This is a genomic window from Bradyrhizobium sp. 1, from assembly GCF_023073315.1.
Classification (GTDB): domain Bacteria; phylum Pseudomonadota; class Alphaproteobacteria; order Rhizobiales; family Xanthobacteraceae; genus Bradyrhizobium.
Genome location: NZ_JADPJH010000026.1, coordinates 46,469 through 63,077, shown reverse-complemented (window position 1 = coordinate 63,077; position 16,609 = coordinate 46,469). Strand labels below are relative to the sequence as shown.

The window sequence follows — 16,609 nt, the reverse complement described above, 5'->3', positions numbered from 1 at the left end:
TTGTCTTTCTTGGTGATGCGCGTTAGCTCAGGCTCGTGCCCTGTTTGAACAGGCCGACCTTCAGATCCTTGGCGCGATAGATAATCTGGTCATCGACCGAAAGCCATCCGTCGGCGATGCCGAGCACCAGCTTTGAACGCATCACGCGCTTGATATCGACGTTGTACACAACCTTGCGGGCCTCGGGCAGCACCTGGCCGCTGAACTTCAATTCGTTCAGGCCAAGCGCGCGGCCACGACCTTCGCCCCCGGTCCAGCCGAGATAAAAGCCGACCATTTGCCAGAGCGCATCGAGGCCGAGGCAGCCAGGCATCACCGGATCGTTCTTGAAGTGGCAGCCGAAGAACCAAAGGTCGGGCTTCACGTCGAGCTCGGCCCGCACCACGCCCTTGCCGTACTCGCCGCCAGTCTCGCTGATTTCCGCGATGCGGTCGAACATGAGCATCGGCGGCAGCGGCAATTGGGCATTGCCCGGGCCGAACATCTCGCCACGGCCGCAAGCCAGTAGATCTTCGTATTCGTAGCCGTTTCGCCTGTTCAGCATGCGGAAGCCTCTGTTCTAACCCCGATTGAGCGGCGTTTCTGGCAAAAATGGGTCCCGTTCCGGTCGGAAAGCAATGCCAATTGCCGTCGTCAGCAGGCGCGAATGCCCAGAGCTCGGATGGACTGCGGCCGGGCCTCAATGCCCGCCTGCGCCAAAATCCGCTAAGCGGAACCGCGCGCTCTCTAACACAGGCCTTTTCGGGTGGCAAAGTGATCTCATGAAGGTAAAATGACAGGACGATCGCACGGTTCCAAGTCTGATTAGAACCTCTCTAGTTGCGAGAAACTTGCATCTGCATCTATCTGTCCATATATTGCAGGTAGATACAGTGTCCACGCGTGCCGAAATCTGGAAATGAGCGAGAATACAGCGCATCATCACGACGACGACGCCCATACTGCGGCCCTCCTGTCCGGCCGCCAGCCGGCTTTGACCGGCTGCCCGTGGCACGACGTCAACGAAATGCTGCAGTCCGCAGGCCTCCGCCCGACCCGTCAGCGCATGGCGCTTGGCTGGCTGCTGTTCGGCAAGGGTGCGCGCCACCTCACTGCTGAAATGCTCTATGAGGAAGCCACGCTCGCCAAGGTGCCGGTGTCGCTGGCGACCGTCTACAACACGCTGAACCAGCTGACCGACGCCGGCCTGCTGCGGCAGGTCAGTGTCGACGGCACCAAGACTTATTTCGACACCAACGTCACCACCCACCACCACTACTACCTCGAGAATAGCCACGAGCTGGTCGACATCGAGGATCCGCATCTGGCGCTGTCCAAGATGCCGGAGGTGCCGGAGGGTTACGAGATCGCCCGCATCGACATGGTCGTGCGCCTGCGCAAGAAGCGCTGAGATCGTCTTACATCGCTGATTTGATCGTCATGGCCGGGATTTCCCGGCCATTGTCGTTTCAGGCGGTCATTCGACGCTGCGCGTCAGTTGACCTGCTCGTCCGAGTAGACGCCCCAGAGGCGTTCCTGCTGGATCCAGCCGTCAAAACCGTTGCCGCTGACGCGGCACCAGTTTGCAGTGCACTTCTTGACCTGCGTGACGACGCCGACCTGGAGCTTTGCCGCAATCGCGCTCTCGGCGTCAGCCCGGTCATAGATCGGCGCAAGATCGTCCTTGTGCTTCATGGTGACGACCGCGGTGCGGCGGCCGGACAGCAGCGAATGATAGACCCAGCCCTCGGCGCCTTCGGAATCGCGCACCCGGCGCCAGTTCTCGAACTCGGCGGTGATTTCGACCGGCAGGCCGGAACGGGTGTAGACCCAGGCCACGTCATTGTCCTTGGTCGGGCCGGCGCGGACGTTCACATGATCCGATTTGAGGCTGACATAGCGCGGCACCGGAAGGCCGCTGGCGGTCTGGGGGGTGCTGTCCTTGGCCGAATGCGAGGGGCCGACCGAGGCGCCCAACCAGGTACAAACGAGCGCCATCACCGAACAAAACCGCCCCAACGCCATCAATCCGTCTCCTGTCGAGGACCCAGGCCTCAGCCAGATCCTCACCCCGAATTCCAATACCTGCCGTGCAACCCCAGCCCGCCCCACGCGGGTGTTCCCGAAGCCGGATCTACAAGCCAAACCCGTGGTTCTTGTCTTGGCCCGGCCTTCTGCTAGAGAGGACGGACATCTGAACGACCAGTTTGCCCCGATTTTCCGGCCGGAAATGTCGGGAGAGCTTGAAGGAAACGCCGGGGACGACACGGCAAAAGGCAGTGTCGAACAACCGGGTTAATGAGGCCTCAACGGCCGGCCTTTGGCGACAGAGGCGGCCTGCAATGCCTCATGAGGGCAGGACATGTCGGTGAAGAAAAAGCCCCTCGTCGTGGTGACGCGCAAGCTGCCGGACTCGATCGAGACCCGGATGCGCGAGCTGTTCGACGCGCGGATCAATCTCGAGGACATACCGATGTCGGCCGAGCAGATCGCGGAAGCCGCGTGCACTGCCGACATCCTGGTTCCGACCGTCACCGATCACATCAGTGCCGACATCGTCAACCAGCCCGACTGCAAGCTGAAGCTGATCGCGAATTTCGGTAATGGCGTCGACAATATCGACGTCGAGGCCGCGCATGCCCGCGGCATTACCGTCACCAACACGCCAAAGGTCCTGACCGAAGACACCGCCGACATGACCATGGCGCTGATCCTGGCCGTGCCGCGCCGGATGATCGAAGGCGCCTCCATTCTCACTGAAGGAAAGCCGTGGCCCGGCTGGTCGCCGACCTGGATGCTTGGCCATCGCATCGGCGGAAAACGTCTCGGCATCATCGGCATGGGCCGGATCGGCCAAGCGGTGGCACGCCGCGCCCGCGCCTTCGGCCTGCAGATCCACTATCACAACCGCCGACCCGTCGCGCCGAAGATCGCCGAGGAGCTTGGCGCGACCTATTGGGAAAGCCTCGACCAGATGCTGGCGCGGATGGACATCATCTCCGTCAACTGTCCGCACACGCCCGCCACCTATCATCTGCTCTCGGCGCGGCGGCTGAAGCTGATCCGCAAGGACGCCTACATCGTCAACACCGCGCGCGGCGAAGTGACCGACGAGGACACGCTGATCAAGCTGATCGAAGGCGGCGAGATCGGCGGCGCCGGCCTCGACGTCTACGAGCACGAGCCCGCGGTGAATCCAAAGCTGGTGCGGCTCGCCAAGGCCGGCAAGGTGACGCTGCTGCCGCATATGGGATCGGCCACGATCGAAGGCCGCGTCGAGATGGGCGAGAAGGTGATCATCAACATCCGCACCTTCCTCGACGCCCATAAGCCGCCGGATCGCGTGCTGCCGAGCATGCTCTGAGGCTTATTTGCTGCGCGCTTCGCGCTTGCGCCAGTCCGCGACGAAATCGATGAAGGCGCGCAGCGCAGGCGGCGTCTGGCGCCGGCTTGGATAGTACAGGAACGGGCCGGGAAACGGCTCGCACCAATCTTCCATCAGGCTGACCAGCGCGCCGGATTTCACGGCTTCGCCGACATAGCCGTCGAGGCTTGCCCAGATGCCCGCGCCGGCGAGCGCGGCGTGCATGGCAAGGTTCATATTGGTCGAGATCAGTTTTGCGGGCGGATCGACCTTCATGAGCTGGCCAGCTTTCTCGAATTCCCAATCATGCATGACGCCGCTTGAGTAGCGGGCGCGAATGCAATCGTGGTCAAGCAGGTCCTTCGGATGCTTCGGCCTGCCGCGGCGCGCGATGTAATCGGGCGAGGCGACGACGACATAGCGCTGCGAGCCGCTGAGCGGGATCGCGACCATGTCCTGCGCGAGATGCTCGCCATAGCGCACGCCGGCATCGTAGCCGCCACTGACGATGTCGACGAAACCGCTCTCGGAGACGATGTCGAGATCGACCTGCGGATGCGCCTGCAAGAACGGCCCGACCATCGGCGCCAGCACCAGATCGACCGCCGGCGGCGGCGCGTTGATGCGCAGCCGGCCGGAGGCGACCTCGCGCAGGCCCCGGACCTGATCCAGGGCATCGCCGACATCGCGCAGGGCCGGCGCCACGCGCGACAGCAGCAGCTCGCCCGCCTCGGTCAGCGCGACGCTGCGGGTGGTGCGGTTCATCAGGCGGACGCCGAGGCGCTCCTCCAGGTCCCGTAGCCTCTGGCTAAGGCTCGACACCGACACGCGGATTTCGACCGCCGCACGCCGGAAATTGCGGGTGCGGGCGACAGCCACGAACACGTCGAGATCGCGCAGGTCGGGATCAGCCATTGTTCGCTAATGTGAACAAGCCATTCTAGATTGTCCAGCTTATCGGCGTAATCGGCCGGGCGCATATCTGGCCTCGTCACGCGGCGAAATCAGCCTGCCGCCTTTTCGAGGAGACCCATCATGGAACAGCGCAAACTCGGTTCAACCGGCCCCAATGTCTCAGCCCTCGGCCTCGGCTGCATGGGCATGTCCGAGGTCTACGGTCCCGCCGACCGCGGCGAGAGCATCGCCACGATTCATGCGGCGCTCGATGCCGGCATCACGCTGCTCGACACCGGCGATTTCTACGCCATGGGTCACAACGAGATGCTGGTGCGCGAGGCTCTGAAGGAAGTGCCGCGCGAAAAGGTGCAGATCAGCGTGAAGTACGGCGCGCTGCGAGGCCCTGCCGGCGACTTCATCGGCATGGACACAAGGCCCGCCGCGACCAAGAACTTCCTCGCCTATTCGCTGCAACGGCTCGGCACCGACTATCTCGACGTTTACCGGCCGGCGCGGCTCGATCCGTCCATTCCCATCGAGGAGACCATCGGCGGCCTCGCCGACCTCGTGAAGGCCGGCTACATCAGGCATATCGGCCTGTCCGAGGTCGGCTCCGACACCATCCGCCGCGCGCACGCCGTGCATCCGATCGCCGATCTCCAGATCGAATATTCGCTGATCGAGCGCGGCATCGAACGCGATATCCTCAAGACCTGCCGCGAGCTCGGCATCGGCATCACCGCTTACGGCGTGCTCGCGCGCGGCCTGATCAGCGGCCATTGGTCGAAAGACAGCGGCAAGACCGGCCGCGACTACCGGCTGATGACGCCGCGCTTCCAGGGCACAAATCTCGACGCCAACCTCGCGCTGGTGGAGCAGCTGCGCGCCATCGCGACCGAGATTGGCGTCACGCCGGCGCAAGTCGCCATCGCCTGGGTGGCGGCGCAGGGCCAAGAGTACGGCCAAGCGATCGTGCCGCTGGTCGGCGCGCGCACTCGCACCCGTCTCAGCGAAGCGCTTGGCGCGACCAAGGTGACGCTGACGCAGGCTCATCTTGCGGCGCTAGCAAAAGCCTTCCCGCGCGATGTCGCCGCCGGCACGCGTTACGCAGCCGAGCAGATGGCGCATCTCGACAGCGAGAAGCCTGCCACGACGTAACTGTTACAATCAAGTGCGATGGGCGCTGAGATCGGTGATCACAGGCCCATCGCCGTTGAGCGGATTGGCGGGATCACGGGCGTAGCGCAGCGTCTCGAAGCGCATCGCGCGCGCATCGATCATCAGAAGGCGGCCGACCAGGCCGTCGCCGAAGCCGACGATCTCGCGGATCGCCTCCAGCGCCATCATCGAGCCCATCACGCCCGCGAGCGCGCCCATGACGCCGGCCTCGGCGCAGGCCGGCACCGTGCCGGGCGGCGGCGCTTCCGGAAACAGGCAGCGATAGGTCGGATTGAACACGCCCTCGGCGTTGGTCTCATGTGCGCGGATGGTGGTGAGCGAGCCGTCAAAAGTGCCGAGCGCCGCCGTGATCAGCGGCCGCTTCGCAAAGAAGCAGGCGTCCGAGGCCAGATAGCGCGTCGAAAAATTGTCGGAGCCGTCGAGCACGAGGTCATAGTCGCCAATCAGCGACAGCGCATTGTCGGCATTGAGCCAGGTGGCGTGGCCGACGAACCGGACATGCGGATTGAGCGCCGCGATCCGCTCGGCGGCGCTTTCGACCTTGTGCCGGCCGATGTCGGGCGTGGTGTGGATCACCTGGCGCTGCAGATTTGACAACGAAACGACGTCGTCATCGACCACGCCGAGCGTGCCGATACCGGCAGCGGCGAGATACATCAGCGCGGGCGCGCCGAGCCCGCCGGCGCCGATCACCAGCACGGAGGCCTTTTTCAGCGCAGTCTGGCCGGGACCACCGACATCGCGCAGCACGATATGGCGGGCATAACGTTCGAGTTCGTCCGGGCTCAGCACCTTCTCTTACTCCTGAACCACCCCAACATTGTTCGCGACCAACGAGATGTGCTTCAATGGCATTGCGTTCAATGGGCTGGCTGGATTTGTCATGAGATCGATGCTTGCGGCAACACTGATGTTTGCGTCTGCCACAGGCGCGAATGCCCAGATGACGACGCCACAAATCCCCGGCACCAAGCCGAAGGTGGTCCAGACCGTTCCGATTAAGCCGCCCGCCCTGCAAACGCCGTCGGAGACGGCTGACGGCATGGCGCAGGCCGAGCGGCTGGCGCTCCAGTCTGATTTGGCCTGGGTCGGGCAATACAACGGCGCGATCACCGGCGACGTCAGCGCGCGCATGGTCGATGCCATCAAGGAGTACCAGAAGAACAAGGGCGGCAAGCCGACCGGCGTGCTCAATCCGCAGGAGCGCGCGGCGCTCGCCGAGACCGCACGGCGCAAGCAGGACAGCGTCGGCTGGAAGATCGTGACGGAGATGACCAGCGGCGCGCGGCTCGGGATCCCCTCAAAACTGGTGCCGCAGCAGGCGACCGACGCCAACGGCTCGAAATGGACTTCGCCAACCGGGACAGTGCAGGTGCTGCTCAGCCGCCGCAAGGAGGCGGGCCCGACCACCGCGAAGCTTGCGGAAGCGGAGAAGAAGGAGCCGGCTCGCAAGGTCGACTACACCGTGGTGAAGCCCGACTTCTTCGTGCTGTCGGGACTACAGGGTCTCAAGAAATTCTATGTGCGCGGCACGTTCAAGGGTGACGAAGTCCGCATCATGACGATCCTCTACGACCAGGCCACCGAGAACACGGTCGAGCCGGTCGTGATCGCGATGTCGAGCGCCTTCAATGCGTTTCCGACGGGACCGCAGGCCGGACCAGCGCCGCGGAAAACGGTGGAATACGGCACGGGCATCGTCGTCAGCGACGACGGCGCGATCGTCACCGACCGCCTCGTCACCGACAGCTGCATTGCGATCACGATCGCCGGCTATGGCAGCGCCGACCGCCTCGCCGAGGACAAGGAGCACGATCTTGCGCTGCTGCATATCTACGGCGCGCGCGGCCTGAAGCCGCTCAGCCTTGCCGGCGGCGCAGCGAAGACGAGCGTCGATGTCATCGGTATCGCCGATCCGCAGAGCCAGGGTGGCGCGGCCGGCGTGTCGAGCCTCAAGGGCGCGCTGGCACCGGTCACGAGCAGCGATTCGGCGCTGTCTCCACCACCCGCGGTCGGATTCTCCGGCGGCCCCGCGATTGACGGCGACGGTAAGTTCGCCGGCGTCGCGCTGTTGAAGCCGGCGATGGTCGCGGGTCCCGCGACATCGGTACTGGCGTCACAGGCGGTGATGGTCTCCGCCGAGACGGTGCGTGATTTCTTGAAGGCGAATGCGGTCACGGCGAACGGCACATCGGCAGACGCGAAGGCGGCCGTCGTGCGTGTGATCTGCGTGCGGAAGTAGGTCGAGCGCCAAACCACAATTCTCGTGTCCCGGGCGCGGTGCGGCATGAAATGCCGCGCCGCTGAACCGGGACCCATGTCTCCAAACTCCGTGCGAGGAATTCTGGGCCCCGGCTCAGCAGCGCACCGCTTCGCGCTGCGCTGCGTCCGGGGCACGAGAGCTAGCTCAGCCTGAACCTGATCCCGCTCTTCGCAAGCCCACCCGAAATCCCGACCGGCGTGCCATCCGCGCGCCAGCAGGCCGCGCCGGTCATGGTGCCGTCGTCGTGGAAGGCGATGCCGTTGATGCCGCCGGCGACTGTCGCGACGGGCTGAACCTTGTGGCCGAGCTCCGCGAGCCTCAAACGCACGCCCTCCGGCACCTTCTGCTCGACCTCGAGCGCGTTGCCCTCGGTCCAGACCCGCGGCGCCTCGACCGCTTCCTGCAGGCTCATGCCGTGGTCGATCAGATTGACCAGCGCCTGCATCGCGCTCGGGAAGATGCGCTTGCCCCCGGGCAGGCCGAGTGCATAGCGCAATTTGCCGCCGTTGAGCGCCATCATCGGCGACATCGAGGTCGTCACGCGCTTGCCCGGCGCCAGCGACAGCGCATGGCCGGGGCGCGGATCGAACAGGTTCATGTAGTTGTTGGCGATGGCCCCGAGACCCGGGATCATGATCTTGGCGCCGAACAGATTGTTGATGGTCTGCGTGGTCGCGACCACGTTTCCAAAAGCATCCGCCGCCGTCATGTGCGTGGTGTGTGCGCTTTCGAGCTGCGTGACGCCAGCGCTCCAGGCTTGCGCCCGTGCCGGATCAATCGCGCGGCGGCGCTCCTCGGCATAGGCCTTCGAGGTCAGCTTCTCCACGGGCACGCCGACATAGTCGGGATCGCCGCTGGCGGCGGCGCGATCGGCGAACGCGATCTTCAGGACTTCGGCGAGATAGTGAATGGTCTCAGGCGTGCCGAAGCCGAGGCCGCCGATGTCGTAGCCCTCAAGAATGTTCAGCATCTGCGCGATATGCACGCCGGACGCCGCAGGCGGCGGCGGGCCGAAGATGGTCCAGCCGCGATAGTCGGCGCGGATCGGCTGGCGCTCGACGGTCTTGTAACTGGCGAGATCGTTGCGGCGGATGAAGCCGCCGGTCTTCTCCATGTAGTCGGCGAGGATGTCGCCGAGCGGCCCCTCATAGAGCGCCTGCTCGCCGTGGTCTGCGATGTAGCGGAGCGTCTCGGCATATTCTGATTGCACCACGCGCTCGCCGACCTTGAGCGGCTCGCCGTTGGGCAGATAGATCGCCGCGATCGGCTTGTCCTTGCGCATCTCGGCGGCGCTCTCGCTGATGCATTCGTGCAAATAAGGCGTCGCCGCATATCCGCGTACGGCGTGCTTGATCGCGGGCTGCATGACATCGGCGAGCGACATGGTGCCAAACCGGCGCAGCGTCTCGCACCAGGCTTTCAGCGAGCCCGGCGTGGCGACGGCCTTCGCCCCGTTGAGATTCTCGTTGCCGACGGTGTCGAACACGTCATGGGCCGAGCCCGGCTTCGACGTGTAGGTGGTGTCGCGCACCGCTGCAGGCGCTGCGCTCTGGCCGTCGATGAAGCGGTGGCTGCCGTCGGCGAGGCGGATGTGCGCCATACCGCCGCCGATGATGCCGACCATCATCGGTTCGACCACGGTCAGCGTGAACAGGGTCGCGATCGCAGCATCGATGGCGTTGCCACCGGCCGCCAGCATCTCGGCGCCGGCGCTGGAGGCCAATGGGTGATTGCTGACGACCATGCCGCGGCTCGAGACCGCCGGCATCTTCTGGCAATCAAAGCTCGTCGCCGTCCGGTCGCGCCAGTTTCCGCTCATGCCGCCTGCCTTTCCAATGCACGGCGGCGAGCACATCATGCGCGCGATGACGGGTCCAGTGTTGGTACGGATTGGCTGGCATTCCCGATTCTGCCATCATCTTACCTGTTGATTCGGACATCCGCGGTCCCCTTTGGATCGGGCAGGGCAGGTCCTGAGCGAGAAGAGCTCAGCATCGAGAAGCGATGCACGTTCGCGTGGCGTTATCCCGAGACCCAAGCACTCCAAAGGATTGATCTTCAAATGCACACGATCGTACTGGCCACCCAAAAGGGCGGCAGTGGCAAGAGCACGCTCGCCATCGGCCTCGCGCTGGCTGCCAAGCAGGCCGGCTTCACCGTCCGCCTGATCGAGACCGATCCGCAGGGCACCCTGTCCAACTGGCAGCGCCGCCGCAACAATGACGACCTCGTCGTCGAGCCGATCTATCACGCCGCCGATATCGAGCCGCGCCTGAAGATGCTGGCCGACAGCGGCCTCCAGCTCGCGATCGTCGACACCGCGGCCGGCCTCAGCGCCGCCACCACCGCCGCGATCCGCCATTCCGACCTCTGCCTGATCCCGGCCCGCCCGAGCGTCGCCGACATCGAGGCGACCGTCTCGACGCTGAGCGTCGCGCGCGCCTGGAAGCGGCCCTACAGCTTCGTGCTGAACCAGACGCCGATCCGCGGCCAGCGTATCGACAACGCGGCCAACACGCTCGCCGAGGAAGCCGCGCTCGATCTCGCCGAGGTGCTCGCACGCCCGCTGATCGTGATGCGCAACGACCACCAGGACTCGCTCGCCAGCGGCCTCGCCGTCAGCGAATTCGCGCCGAACGGCAAATCTGCAGACGAGATCCGCGGCCTCTGGCGCTGGATCGAGACCCGTCTCGAGCTCGAAGCCACGACCAATGTCCTGATCGACCAGGTCATCTCGGCCGCGAACGGCATGGTCCATGCCGCCACCGAGCTTGCGGCAGACGAAACACTGGCGTCCTGAGCGGGGCAATCGCTCAGGCGCCAGACGGGCTCTTCGCTATCCGGTGAATGAGCCCAAGCGACGAAGCAATCCGGCCACCAGCCCGGCCGGATTGCTTCGCTTCGCGTTTTTTGTGCGATGGCAGGTGCCCTCGAACAAAAATGTCGAAAACAACCCCATGCACAGTAGAACCGCTTCCAGCCGAATCACCTCGGCGAAGGCGCGCAGGTATTTGACTCATCGGGCGAAACGGCCGTCTGGCGAAAACGCTTTCGGCCAGGTCAAATCTCGCCGGATTTGGCCACCGACCTGCCGCGCAGCCAGGCTTCACGCCGCACGATCCATTTCTCGGCCTTGGACTGCCCGCCGTGATGGGCGAGCTCGATGAATTCGACGAACTCCGCGCCGGTCTTCTGTTTCACTCTGCGCGAGGCTTCGTTGGTGGCGGCGTTGCAGACGTAGAAATGATCGAGGCCGAGCGTGAGGAACGCGAAGTCATTCACGGCGGTGATCGCTTCCGTCATCAATCCGCGCCGCCAGTAAGGCTCGGCCAGCCAGAAGCCGCGATTGCCTTTCAGGCCTTCGGCACGGGGGCGGAGATGAATGTTTCCGATCGCCTCGCCGTCACCGCCCTTCAACACCAGCACCCAGAGATGGATGTCCTCGCCGACTGATATCTTGTCGAGCTGCATCCTGACGAAACTCTCCGCACCATCTGGCGGGTACGGCCAGGGCACGATGGTGGAGAGATGCCGGATGATGTTCCAATTGTCGAAATGCCGCTGGATCGCCGGCACATCGGATAGCGCCAGCGGACGCAGGATCAGCCGTTCCGTTTCAAGCAGTGGCGTCGGCATGCCTGCTATTTCTGACATTTCTGACACCAGAAGGTGGACCGGCCGTTCTGCGTAAAACGCTTCACGATGCCGCCGCAGCGCGGCGTCTTGCAGGTCTCGCCTTCGCGACCGTAGACCTTGAACGAATGCTGGAAATAGCCGAGTTCGCCCGAGGTCTGGCGATGGTCGCGCAAGCTGGAGCCACCGGCCTTGATGGCGTCGTTCAGCACGGTGTGGATCGCACCGACCAATCTCTTGGCATGATCCGTCGGCTCACTCTTTTTGGTCGACAGCGTCGCGGCGATCCGGCGCGGCGACAAATGCGAGCGGTGCAGGGCTTCGCAGACATAGATATTGCCGAGGCCCGCGACCACGCGCTGGTCGAGCAGCGCGGCCTTCAGGCTGGTGGTCTTGTCTTGGCAGGACCGCGCCAGCATCGCCGCGTCGAACTCATTGCCGAGCGGCTCGGGGCCGAGATCGCGCAGCAGCGGCTCATCCTCAAGCGCATTGCGCGCGATCACTTTCATGTAACCGAAGCGGCGCGGATCGTTGAACACGATGTCGGCGCCCGAGGACATCCGAAACAGCACGTGGTCGTGCGCGGAGTCCTTGGCCTTCGGATAGTGAAACTCGCCCGGCTGAGCATCGTTGTCCGGCTTGATGACGCGGAACGAGCCCGACATGCCCAGATGCATCAGCAGCACGTCGCCGGAGGCGAGATCGGCCATGAGATATTTTGCACGGCGGCCGAGCCCGGTGACGACCTGGCCCTGGAGCCGGGCCACGAAATCCGGCTGGAACGGAAAGCGCAGATCGGGCCTGCGGGCCTCCGCGACGAGGATTTTCGCACCCTCCATGACCGGCTGAAGGCCGCGGCGGACGGTCTCGACTTCGGGCAATTCCGGCATGGTCAGGCATTCACCTTATGAGGGCGGTGTGATAGCGCCATTGCGGCGGGCAGGCTATGGTCCGCGTCGTGGAGTAGAGTAATGGATCGGCCGGGCGAAACCACGCATTTTGGCTTCAAAGACGTTCCCCTGGGGGACAAGCAGACGCTGGTGAACGATGTGTTTCACAGCGTGGCGTCGCGCTATGATTTGATGAACGATTTGATGTCCGGAGGCCTGCACCGGGTCTGGAAGGACATCATGATCAACGCGCTCAACCCGCCCAAGGGCGACCGTCCCTTCGCGTTGCTCGACGTTGCCGGCGGCACCGGCGACATCTCGTTCCGCGCCGCCAAGGCCGCAGGCCCTGCCTTCCACGCCACGGTCTGCGACATCAATTCCGGGATGCTCGACGTCGGCCGCGAGCGCGCCGCGAAGCGCCATCTCGAGACCCAGGTCGATTTCGTCGAAGGCAATGCCGAAGCGCTCGCCTTCGCCGACCGCAGCTTTGACGCATATACGATCGCTTTCGGCATTCGCAACGTGCCCCAGATCGACAAGGCGCTGGCCGAGGCCTATCGCGTGCTCAAGCCCGGCAGCCGCTTTCTCTGCCTGGAATTCTCCACCGTCGAGATGCCCGGGCTCGACCGGATCTATGATTTGTTCTCGTTCAAGGTGATCCCGCCGCTCGGCCGCATGGTCACCGGCGACGCCGAGTCCTATCAATATCTGGTCGAATCGATCCGCAAATTTCCGAAGCCGAACGCCTTCGCAGACATGATCCGCGACGCCGGCTTTTCCCGCGTCAGCTGGCAGACATTGTCCGGCGGCATCGTCGCACTGCATTCGGGCTGGCGTTTGTGATCTCTGCCATTACCCACATTTCGCGCCTGATCCGCGCCGCGTTCGTGTTCGCCCGCGAGGGCGTGTTCGGCTCGGTCGATCCGAGCCTGGTGCCGCCGCCCGGGCAACTCGCGCTGAAGCTCGCGCGCATCGTCGAACGAGGCGGCCCCAAGGACGGGCCGCGGATGTCGCGCGCGTTGACCCGGATGGGCCCGGCCTATCTCAAGCTCGGACAGTTTCTGGCGACCCGTCCCGATGTCGTCGGCGTCGCGATGGCGCGTGATCTGGAAAGCCTCCAGGATCGCCTGCCGCCGTTTTCGCAAACCGAAGCGGAAGCCGTGATCGCGACCTCGCTGGATCGGCCGCTGACGGACGTGTTCGCCAGTCTTGGTCCGCCGGTCGCGGCCGCCTCGATCGCACAGGTGCATCGCGGCGAGGTCGAGCACGACGGCATCCGCAAGGCGGTCGCGGTCAAGGTGCTCAGGCCGAACGTCGCCTCGCGCTTCCGCCGCGATCTCTCCGATTTCTTCTTTGTCGCGCACAAGGCAGAGGCCTACTCGTCCGAGGCGCGCCGACTGCGCCTCGTCGAAGTCATCAACACCATGTCGCGCTCGGTCGCGATGGAGATGGATCTGCGGCTGGAGGCTGCTGCGCTGTCGGAGATGGCGGAGAACACGCGCGACGATCCTGACTTCCGCGTGCCGACCGTCGACTGGGACCGCACCACACATAACGTGCTGACGATGGAATGGATCGACGGCATCGCGCTGAACGATCACAAGCGGCTCGCAGAGTCGCAGGTCGATTTGCCCGATCTCGGCCGCAAGGTGATCCAGAGCTTTCTGCGCCACGCGCTGCGCGACGGCTTCTTCCATGCCGACATGCACCCGGGCAATCTGTTCCTGGACGATGCCGGCCGACTCGTCGCGGTCGATTTCGGCATCATGGGCCGGCTCGGCATGAAGGAGCGGCGCTTCCTCGCCGAAATCCTGCTCGGCTTCATCACCCGCGATTATCGCCGCGTCGCGGAGGTGCATTTCGAGGCGGGCTATGTGCCCGCGCATCATTCGGTCGAGAATTTCGCGCAAGCGATCCGCGCGATCGGCGAGCCCATCCACAACCGCACGGCCGAAGAGATCTCGATGGCGCGGCTCTTGACGCTGCTGCTCGAGGTCACCGGCCTGTTCGACATGACCACGCGTCCGGAGCTGATCCTGCTGCAGAAGACCATGGTGGTGGTCGAGGGCGTGGCGCGCGGCTTCGATCCCAGGCTCGACATCTGGAAGGTTGCCGACCCCGTGGTGCGCGAATGGATCGAGCGCAATCTCGGCCCGATCGGCCGGGTGCAGGGCGCACTGGCCGGCGGCGGCGACCTCGCCCGCGTGCTGATGCGCCTGCCGGATATTGCGCAGCGCTCGGTCGCGGTGCTCGAGCAGCTCGAGACCATGACACGGGAGGGCATTCGCCTGTCGCCGGAGAGCATCGCGGCGATGGGCCGCAGCGAGGGCCGCAAGAACCGCTGGCGCACCGTCGCGCTCTGGATCATCGCCGCGACCTTCATCGGAATCCTGATTGCCGTCCGAAATCTGTGATTGCATTGCAATCACAGGGTTGATAGCATCGCTATCATTCCGTGCTGGAGGGCGTCGTGGCAAGCCTGACCATCCGCAAGCTCGATGAGGGCATCAAGACCTATCTGCGTCTGCGCTCGGCGAAGAACCGCAGATCGGTCGAGGAAGAGGTCCGGGTCATCCTGGGCGAGCTGATCGAGGGCCGCGAAGAGCCGCTGACGCCGTTTTCGGCGCCGCCTGCGGCATCCACCGCCCCCACGCCCCAACGCACCGGCGCCGTTCCTGAGGCCAGCGTCACCCTGATCATCGGCGGCGGCATCGCTGCCTACAAGTCGCTCGACCTGATCCGCCGGCTGAAGGAACGCCGCATCGAGGTCCGCTGCGTGCTGACCACGGCGGCGCAGCAATTCGTCACGCCGCTGGCGGTGAGCGCACTCTCGCATGAGCGCGTCTATACCGATCTGTTCGATCCCCAGAGCGAGTTCGACGCCGGCCATATCCGCCTGGCACGCGACTGCGACATGATCGTAGTGGCGCCCGCCACCGCCGACCTGATGGCGAAAATGGCGAATGGTCATGCCGACGATCTCGCTAGCGCGATCCTGCTCGCGACCAACCGAAAGATCCTGCTGGCGCCGGCGATGAATCCGCTGATGTGGAACAACGCTGCGACGCGCCGCAACGTCGCGCAGCTCCAGCGCGACGGCGTGGTGCTGGTCGGGCCGAATTCCGGCGAGATGGCCGAGGCGGGCGAAGCAGGAACCGGCCGCATGTCCGAGGCGATCGAGATCACCGCCGCCGCCGAGCGCCTGCTGCGGCCACCGGTGCCGCGCCCGCTCGCCGGCAAGCGCGTGCTGATCACCGCAGGCCCGACGCATGAGCCCATCGATCCGGTGCGCTATATCGCCAACCGCTCCTCCGGCAAGCAGGGTTTTGCGATTGCCGCCGCCGCGCAGGCCGCCGGCGCCGAGGTGATTTTGGTCAGCGGCCCGGTCGATCTCAACGATCCCGCTGGTGTGACGGTGAAGCACGTCGAATCGGCGCGGCAGATGCTGGAGCAGGTGCAGGCCTCGCTCCCCGCCGACATCGCGATCTTCGCTGCGGCCGTCGCCGACTGGCGCGTCGTCAATGAAGGCGAGCAGAAACTGAAGAAGAGTTCGGCCGGCATGCCGCCGCTTCAGTTGGTCGAGAACCCCGACATCCTCGCCACGATCTCGAAGCTGACCGACAAGCGCCCGGGGCTGGTGATCGGCTTTGCCGCCGAGACCGAGCACCTCGTCGACAACGCCAAATCGAAACTTGTGCGCAAGGGCTGCGACTGGATCGTCGCCAACGACGTCTCGCCCGCCACCGGCGTGATGGGCGGCGATCGCAACACCGTGCATTTGATAACCCGCAAGGACGGCGAGATTGCAGTTGATTCCTGGCCGGTGATGACCAAGGAACAGGTCGCCATCGAACTGGTCGCGCATGTCGCAAAAAGCGTGACCGGCAAATCCTTGGACGACAAAGCCCTGGAGCCGGCATCTTGAGCACGAAAGTCACGGTCGAACTGCAGCAGCTCGCCCACGCCGAGGGCCTGCCGCTGCCGGCCTATCAGACCGCGGAAGCCGCCGGCCTCGATTTAATGGCCGCGGTGCCGGATAGCGAGCCGATGGCGCTCGCCCCCGGCCAATACGCGCTGGTGCCGACGGGGCTTGCGATCGCGTTGCCGCCCGGGCACGAGGCGCAGATCCGCCCGCGCTCGGGGCTTGCCGCCAAGCACGGCGTCACCGTGCTGAATTCACCCGGCACGATCGACGCGGACTATCGCGGTGAGATCAAGGTGATCCTGATCAACCACGGCGCGGCCCCGTTCGTGATCAAGCGCGGCGAGCGCATCGCGCAGATGGTGATCGCGCCCGTGGTGCAGGCCGCGCTGGTTCCCGTCGCAACATTGTCGGCCACCGATCGCGGCGCCGGCGGTTTCGGCTCGACCGGCCGCTAACGCACGGCAGCTTCAGCCGAATCA

Annotated in this window: 16 protein-coding genes; 9 read left to right on the top strand and 7 right to left on the bottom strand. The window is 64.8% G+C overall.

Annotated features, from left to right (window positions below):
- Nucleotides 1-22 precede the first annotated feature (22 nt).
- Complete coding sequence (gene fabA, locus IVB29_RS20835; protein ID WP_247505260.1) at nt 23-544, bottom strand: bifunctional 3-hydroxydecanoyl-ACP dehydratase/trans-2-decenoyl-ACP isomerase; 522 nt, start codon at nt 542-544, stop codon at nt 23-25.
- Between the two features lie 354 nt (nt 545-898).
- Here fabA and irrA point away from each other — a divergent pair, with 354 nt between their 5' ends.
- A complete protein-coding gene (gene irrA, locus IVB29_RS20830) occupies nt 899-1,390 on the top strand; it encodes an iron response transcriptional regulator IrrA (protein WP_247505259.1) in 492 nt (163 codons plus the stop codon).
- Between the two features lie 83 nt (nt 1,391-1,473).
- On the opposite strand, the gene IVB29_RS20825 is transcribed toward irrA, so the two are convergent.
- Nucleotides 1,474-2,004: an SH3 domain-containing protein gene (locus tag IVB29_RS20825; protein ID WP_247505258.1), complete on the bottom strand. Its 531-nt coding sequence runs from the start codon at nt 2,002-2,004 to the stop codon at nt 1,474-1,476.
- Nucleotides 2,005-2,341: 337 nt separating this feature from the next.
- Here IVB29_RS20825 and IVB29_RS20820 point away from each other — a divergent pair, with 337 nt between their 5' ends.
- Entirely contained in the window at nt 2,342-3,343 is a 1,002-nt protein-coding gene (locus tag IVB29_RS20820) for a D-glycerate dehydrogenase (protein ID WP_247505257.1), read from the top strand.
- 3 nt (nt 3,344-3,346) lie between these two features.
- On the opposite strand, the gene IVB29_RS20815 is transcribed toward IVB29_RS20820, so the two are convergent.
- Nucleotides 3,347-4,258, bottom strand: a complete 912-nt coding sequence (locus IVB29_RS20815; RefSeq protein ID WP_247505256.1) for a LysR family transcriptional regulator — start codon at nt 4,256-4,258, stop codon at nt 3,347-3,349.
- 120 nt (nt 4,259-4,378) lie between these two features.
- Between IVB29_RS20815 and IVB29_RS20810 the strand changes: the two genes are divergently transcribed.
- Complete coding sequence (locus IVB29_RS20810; protein ID WP_247505255.1) at nt 4,379-5,398, top strand: aldo/keto reductase; 1,020 nt, start codon at nt 4,379-4,381, stop codon at nt 5,396-5,398.
- Between the two features lie 9 nt (nt 5,399-5,407).
- Here IVB29_RS20810 and moeB read toward each other — a convergent pair whose 3' ends face one another.
- A complete protein-coding gene (moeB, locus tag IVB29_RS20805; protein ID WP_247505254.1) occupies nt 5,408-6,211 on the bottom strand; it encodes a molybdopterin-synthase adenylyltransferase MoeB in 804 nt (267 codons plus the stop codon).
- Between the two features lie 91 nt (nt 6,212-6,302).
- Between moeB and IVB29_RS20800 the strand changes: the two genes are divergently transcribed.
- Nucleotides 6,303-7,661: a serine protease gene (locus tag IVB29_RS20800; RefSeq protein ID WP_247505253.1), complete on the top strand. Its 1,359-nt coding sequence runs from the start codon at nt 6,303-6,305 to the stop codon at nt 7,659-7,661.
- A 160-nt stretch (nt 7,662-7,821) separates the two neighbouring features.
- Here the strand turns inward: IVB29_RS20800 and ggt are convergent, their stop codons facing one another.
- Nucleotides 7,822-9,501: a gamma-glutamyltransferase gene (gene ggt, locus IVB29_RS20795; RefSeq protein ID WP_247505252.1), complete on the bottom strand. Its 1,680-nt coding sequence runs from the start codon at nt 9,499-9,501 to the stop codon at nt 7,822-7,824.
- A gap of 243 nt (nt 9,502-9,744) precedes the next feature.
- Between ggt and IVB29_RS20790 the strand changes: the two genes are divergently transcribed.
- Nucleotides 9,745-10,482, top strand: coding sequence for a ParA family protein (locus IVB29_RS20790; protein ID WP_247505251.1), 738 nt, complete (start codon nt 9,745-9,747; stop codon nt 10,480-10,482).
- Between the two features lie 260 nt (nt 10,483-10,742).
- Here IVB29_RS20790 and IVB29_RS20785 read toward each other — a convergent pair whose 3' ends face one another.
- Nucleotides 10,743-11,318, bottom strand: coding sequence for a GNAT family N-acetyltransferase (locus tag IVB29_RS20785; protein ID WP_247505558.1), 576 nt, complete (start codon nt 11,316-11,318; stop codon nt 10,743-10,745).
- Between the two features lie 5 nt (nt 11,319-11,323).
- Nucleotides 11,324-12,205, bottom strand: a complete 882-nt coding sequence (gene mutM / locus IVB29_RS20780; protein WP_247505250.1) for a bifunctional DNA-formamidopyrimidine glycosylase/DNA-(apurinic or apyrimidinic site) lyase — start codon at nt 12,203-12,205, stop codon at nt 11,324-11,326.
- A gap of 81 nt (nt 12,206-12,286) precedes the next feature.
- Between mutM and ubiE the strand changes: the two genes are divergently transcribed.
- The 4 genes from ubiE to dut are packed head-to-tail and all read left to right on the top strand — an operon-like array spanning nt 12,287 to nt 16,585.
- On the top strand, nt 12,287-13,048 hold the full coding sequence (gene ubiE / locus IVB29_RS20775) for a bifunctional demethylmenaquinone methyltransferase/2-methoxy-6-polyprenyl-1,4-benzoquinol methylase UbiE (protein WP_247505249.1): 762 nt from the start codon (nt 12,287-12,289) through the stop codon (nt 13,046-13,048).
- On the top strand, nt 13,045-14,619 hold the full coding sequence (ubiB, locus tag IVB29_RS20770; protein ID WP_247505248.1) for a 2-polyprenylphenol 6-hydroxylase: 1,575 nt from the start codon (nt 13,045-13,047) through the stop codon (nt 14,617-14,619). The genes ubiE and ubiB overlap by 4 nt, the downstream gene beginning before the upstream one ends.
- Nucleotides 14,620-14,675: 56 nt before the next feature.
- Nucleotides 14,676-16,130: a bifunctional phosphopantothenoylcysteine decarboxylase/phosphopantothenate--cysteine ligase CoaBC gene (coaBC, locus tag IVB29_RS20765; protein ID WP_247505247.1), complete on the top strand. Its 1,455-nt coding sequence runs from the start codon at nt 14,676-14,678 to the stop codon at nt 16,128-16,130.
- The gene (gene dut / locus IVB29_RS20760) at nt 16,127-16,585 is read left to right on the top strand and encodes a dUTP diphosphatase (protein WP_247505246.1); all 459 of its coding nucleotides are present in this window, start codon (nt 16,127-16,129) and stop codon (nt 16,583-16,585) included. Before coaBC ends, dut begins: the two co-directional genes overlap by 4 nt.
- Nucleotides 16,586-16,609 lie beyond the last annotated feature (24 nt).

Bases quoted from the DNA above. Each gene is read 5' to 3' on its own strand.
- fabA (WP_247505260.1), bottom strand. From the start codon at position 544: ATGCTGAACAGGCGAAACGGCTACGAATACGAAGATCTACTGGCTTGC.
- irrA (WP_247505259.1), top strand. From the start codon at position 899: ATGAGCGAGAATACAGCGCATCATCACGACGACGACGCCCATACTGCG.
- IVB29_RS20825 (WP_247505258.1), bottom strand. From the start codon at position 2,004: ATGGCGTTGGGGCGGTTTTGTTCGGTGATGGCGCTCGTTTGTACCTGG.
- IVB29_RS20820 (WP_247505257.1), top strand. From the start codon at position 2,342: ATGTCGGTGAAGAAAAAGCCCCTCGTCGTGGTGACGCGCAAGCTGCCG.
- IVB29_RS20815 (WP_247505256.1), bottom strand. From the start codon at position 4,258: ATGGCTGATCCCGACCTGCGCGATCTCGACGTGTTCGTGGCTGTCGCC.
- IVB29_RS20810 (WP_247505255.1), top strand. From the start codon at position 4,379: ATGGAACAGCGCAAACTCGGTTCAACCGGCCCCAATGTCTCAGCCCTC.
- IVB29_RS20800 (WP_247505253.1), top strand. From the start codon at position 6,303: ATGAGATCGATGCTTGCGGCAACACTGATGTTTGCGTCTGCCACAGGC.
- ggt (WP_247505252.1), bottom strand. From the start codon at position 9,501: ATGAGCGGAAACTGGCGCGACCGGACGGCGACGAGCTTTGATTGCCAG.
- IVB29_RS20790 (WP_247505251.1), top strand. From the start codon at position 9,745: ATGCACACGATCGTACTGGCCACCCAAAAGGGCGGCAGTGGCAAGAGC.
- IVB29_RS20785 (WP_247505558.1), bottom strand. From the start codon at position 11,318: ATGCCGACGCCACTGCTTGAAACGGAACGGCTGATCCTGCGTCCGCTG.
- mutM (WP_247505250.1), bottom strand. From the start codon at position 12,205: ATGCCGGAATTGCCCGAAGTCGAGACCGTCCGCCGCGGCCTTCAGCCG.
- ubiE (WP_247505249.1), top strand. From the start codon at position 12,287: ATGGATCGGCCGGGCGAAACCACGCATTTTGGCTTCAAAGACGTTCCC.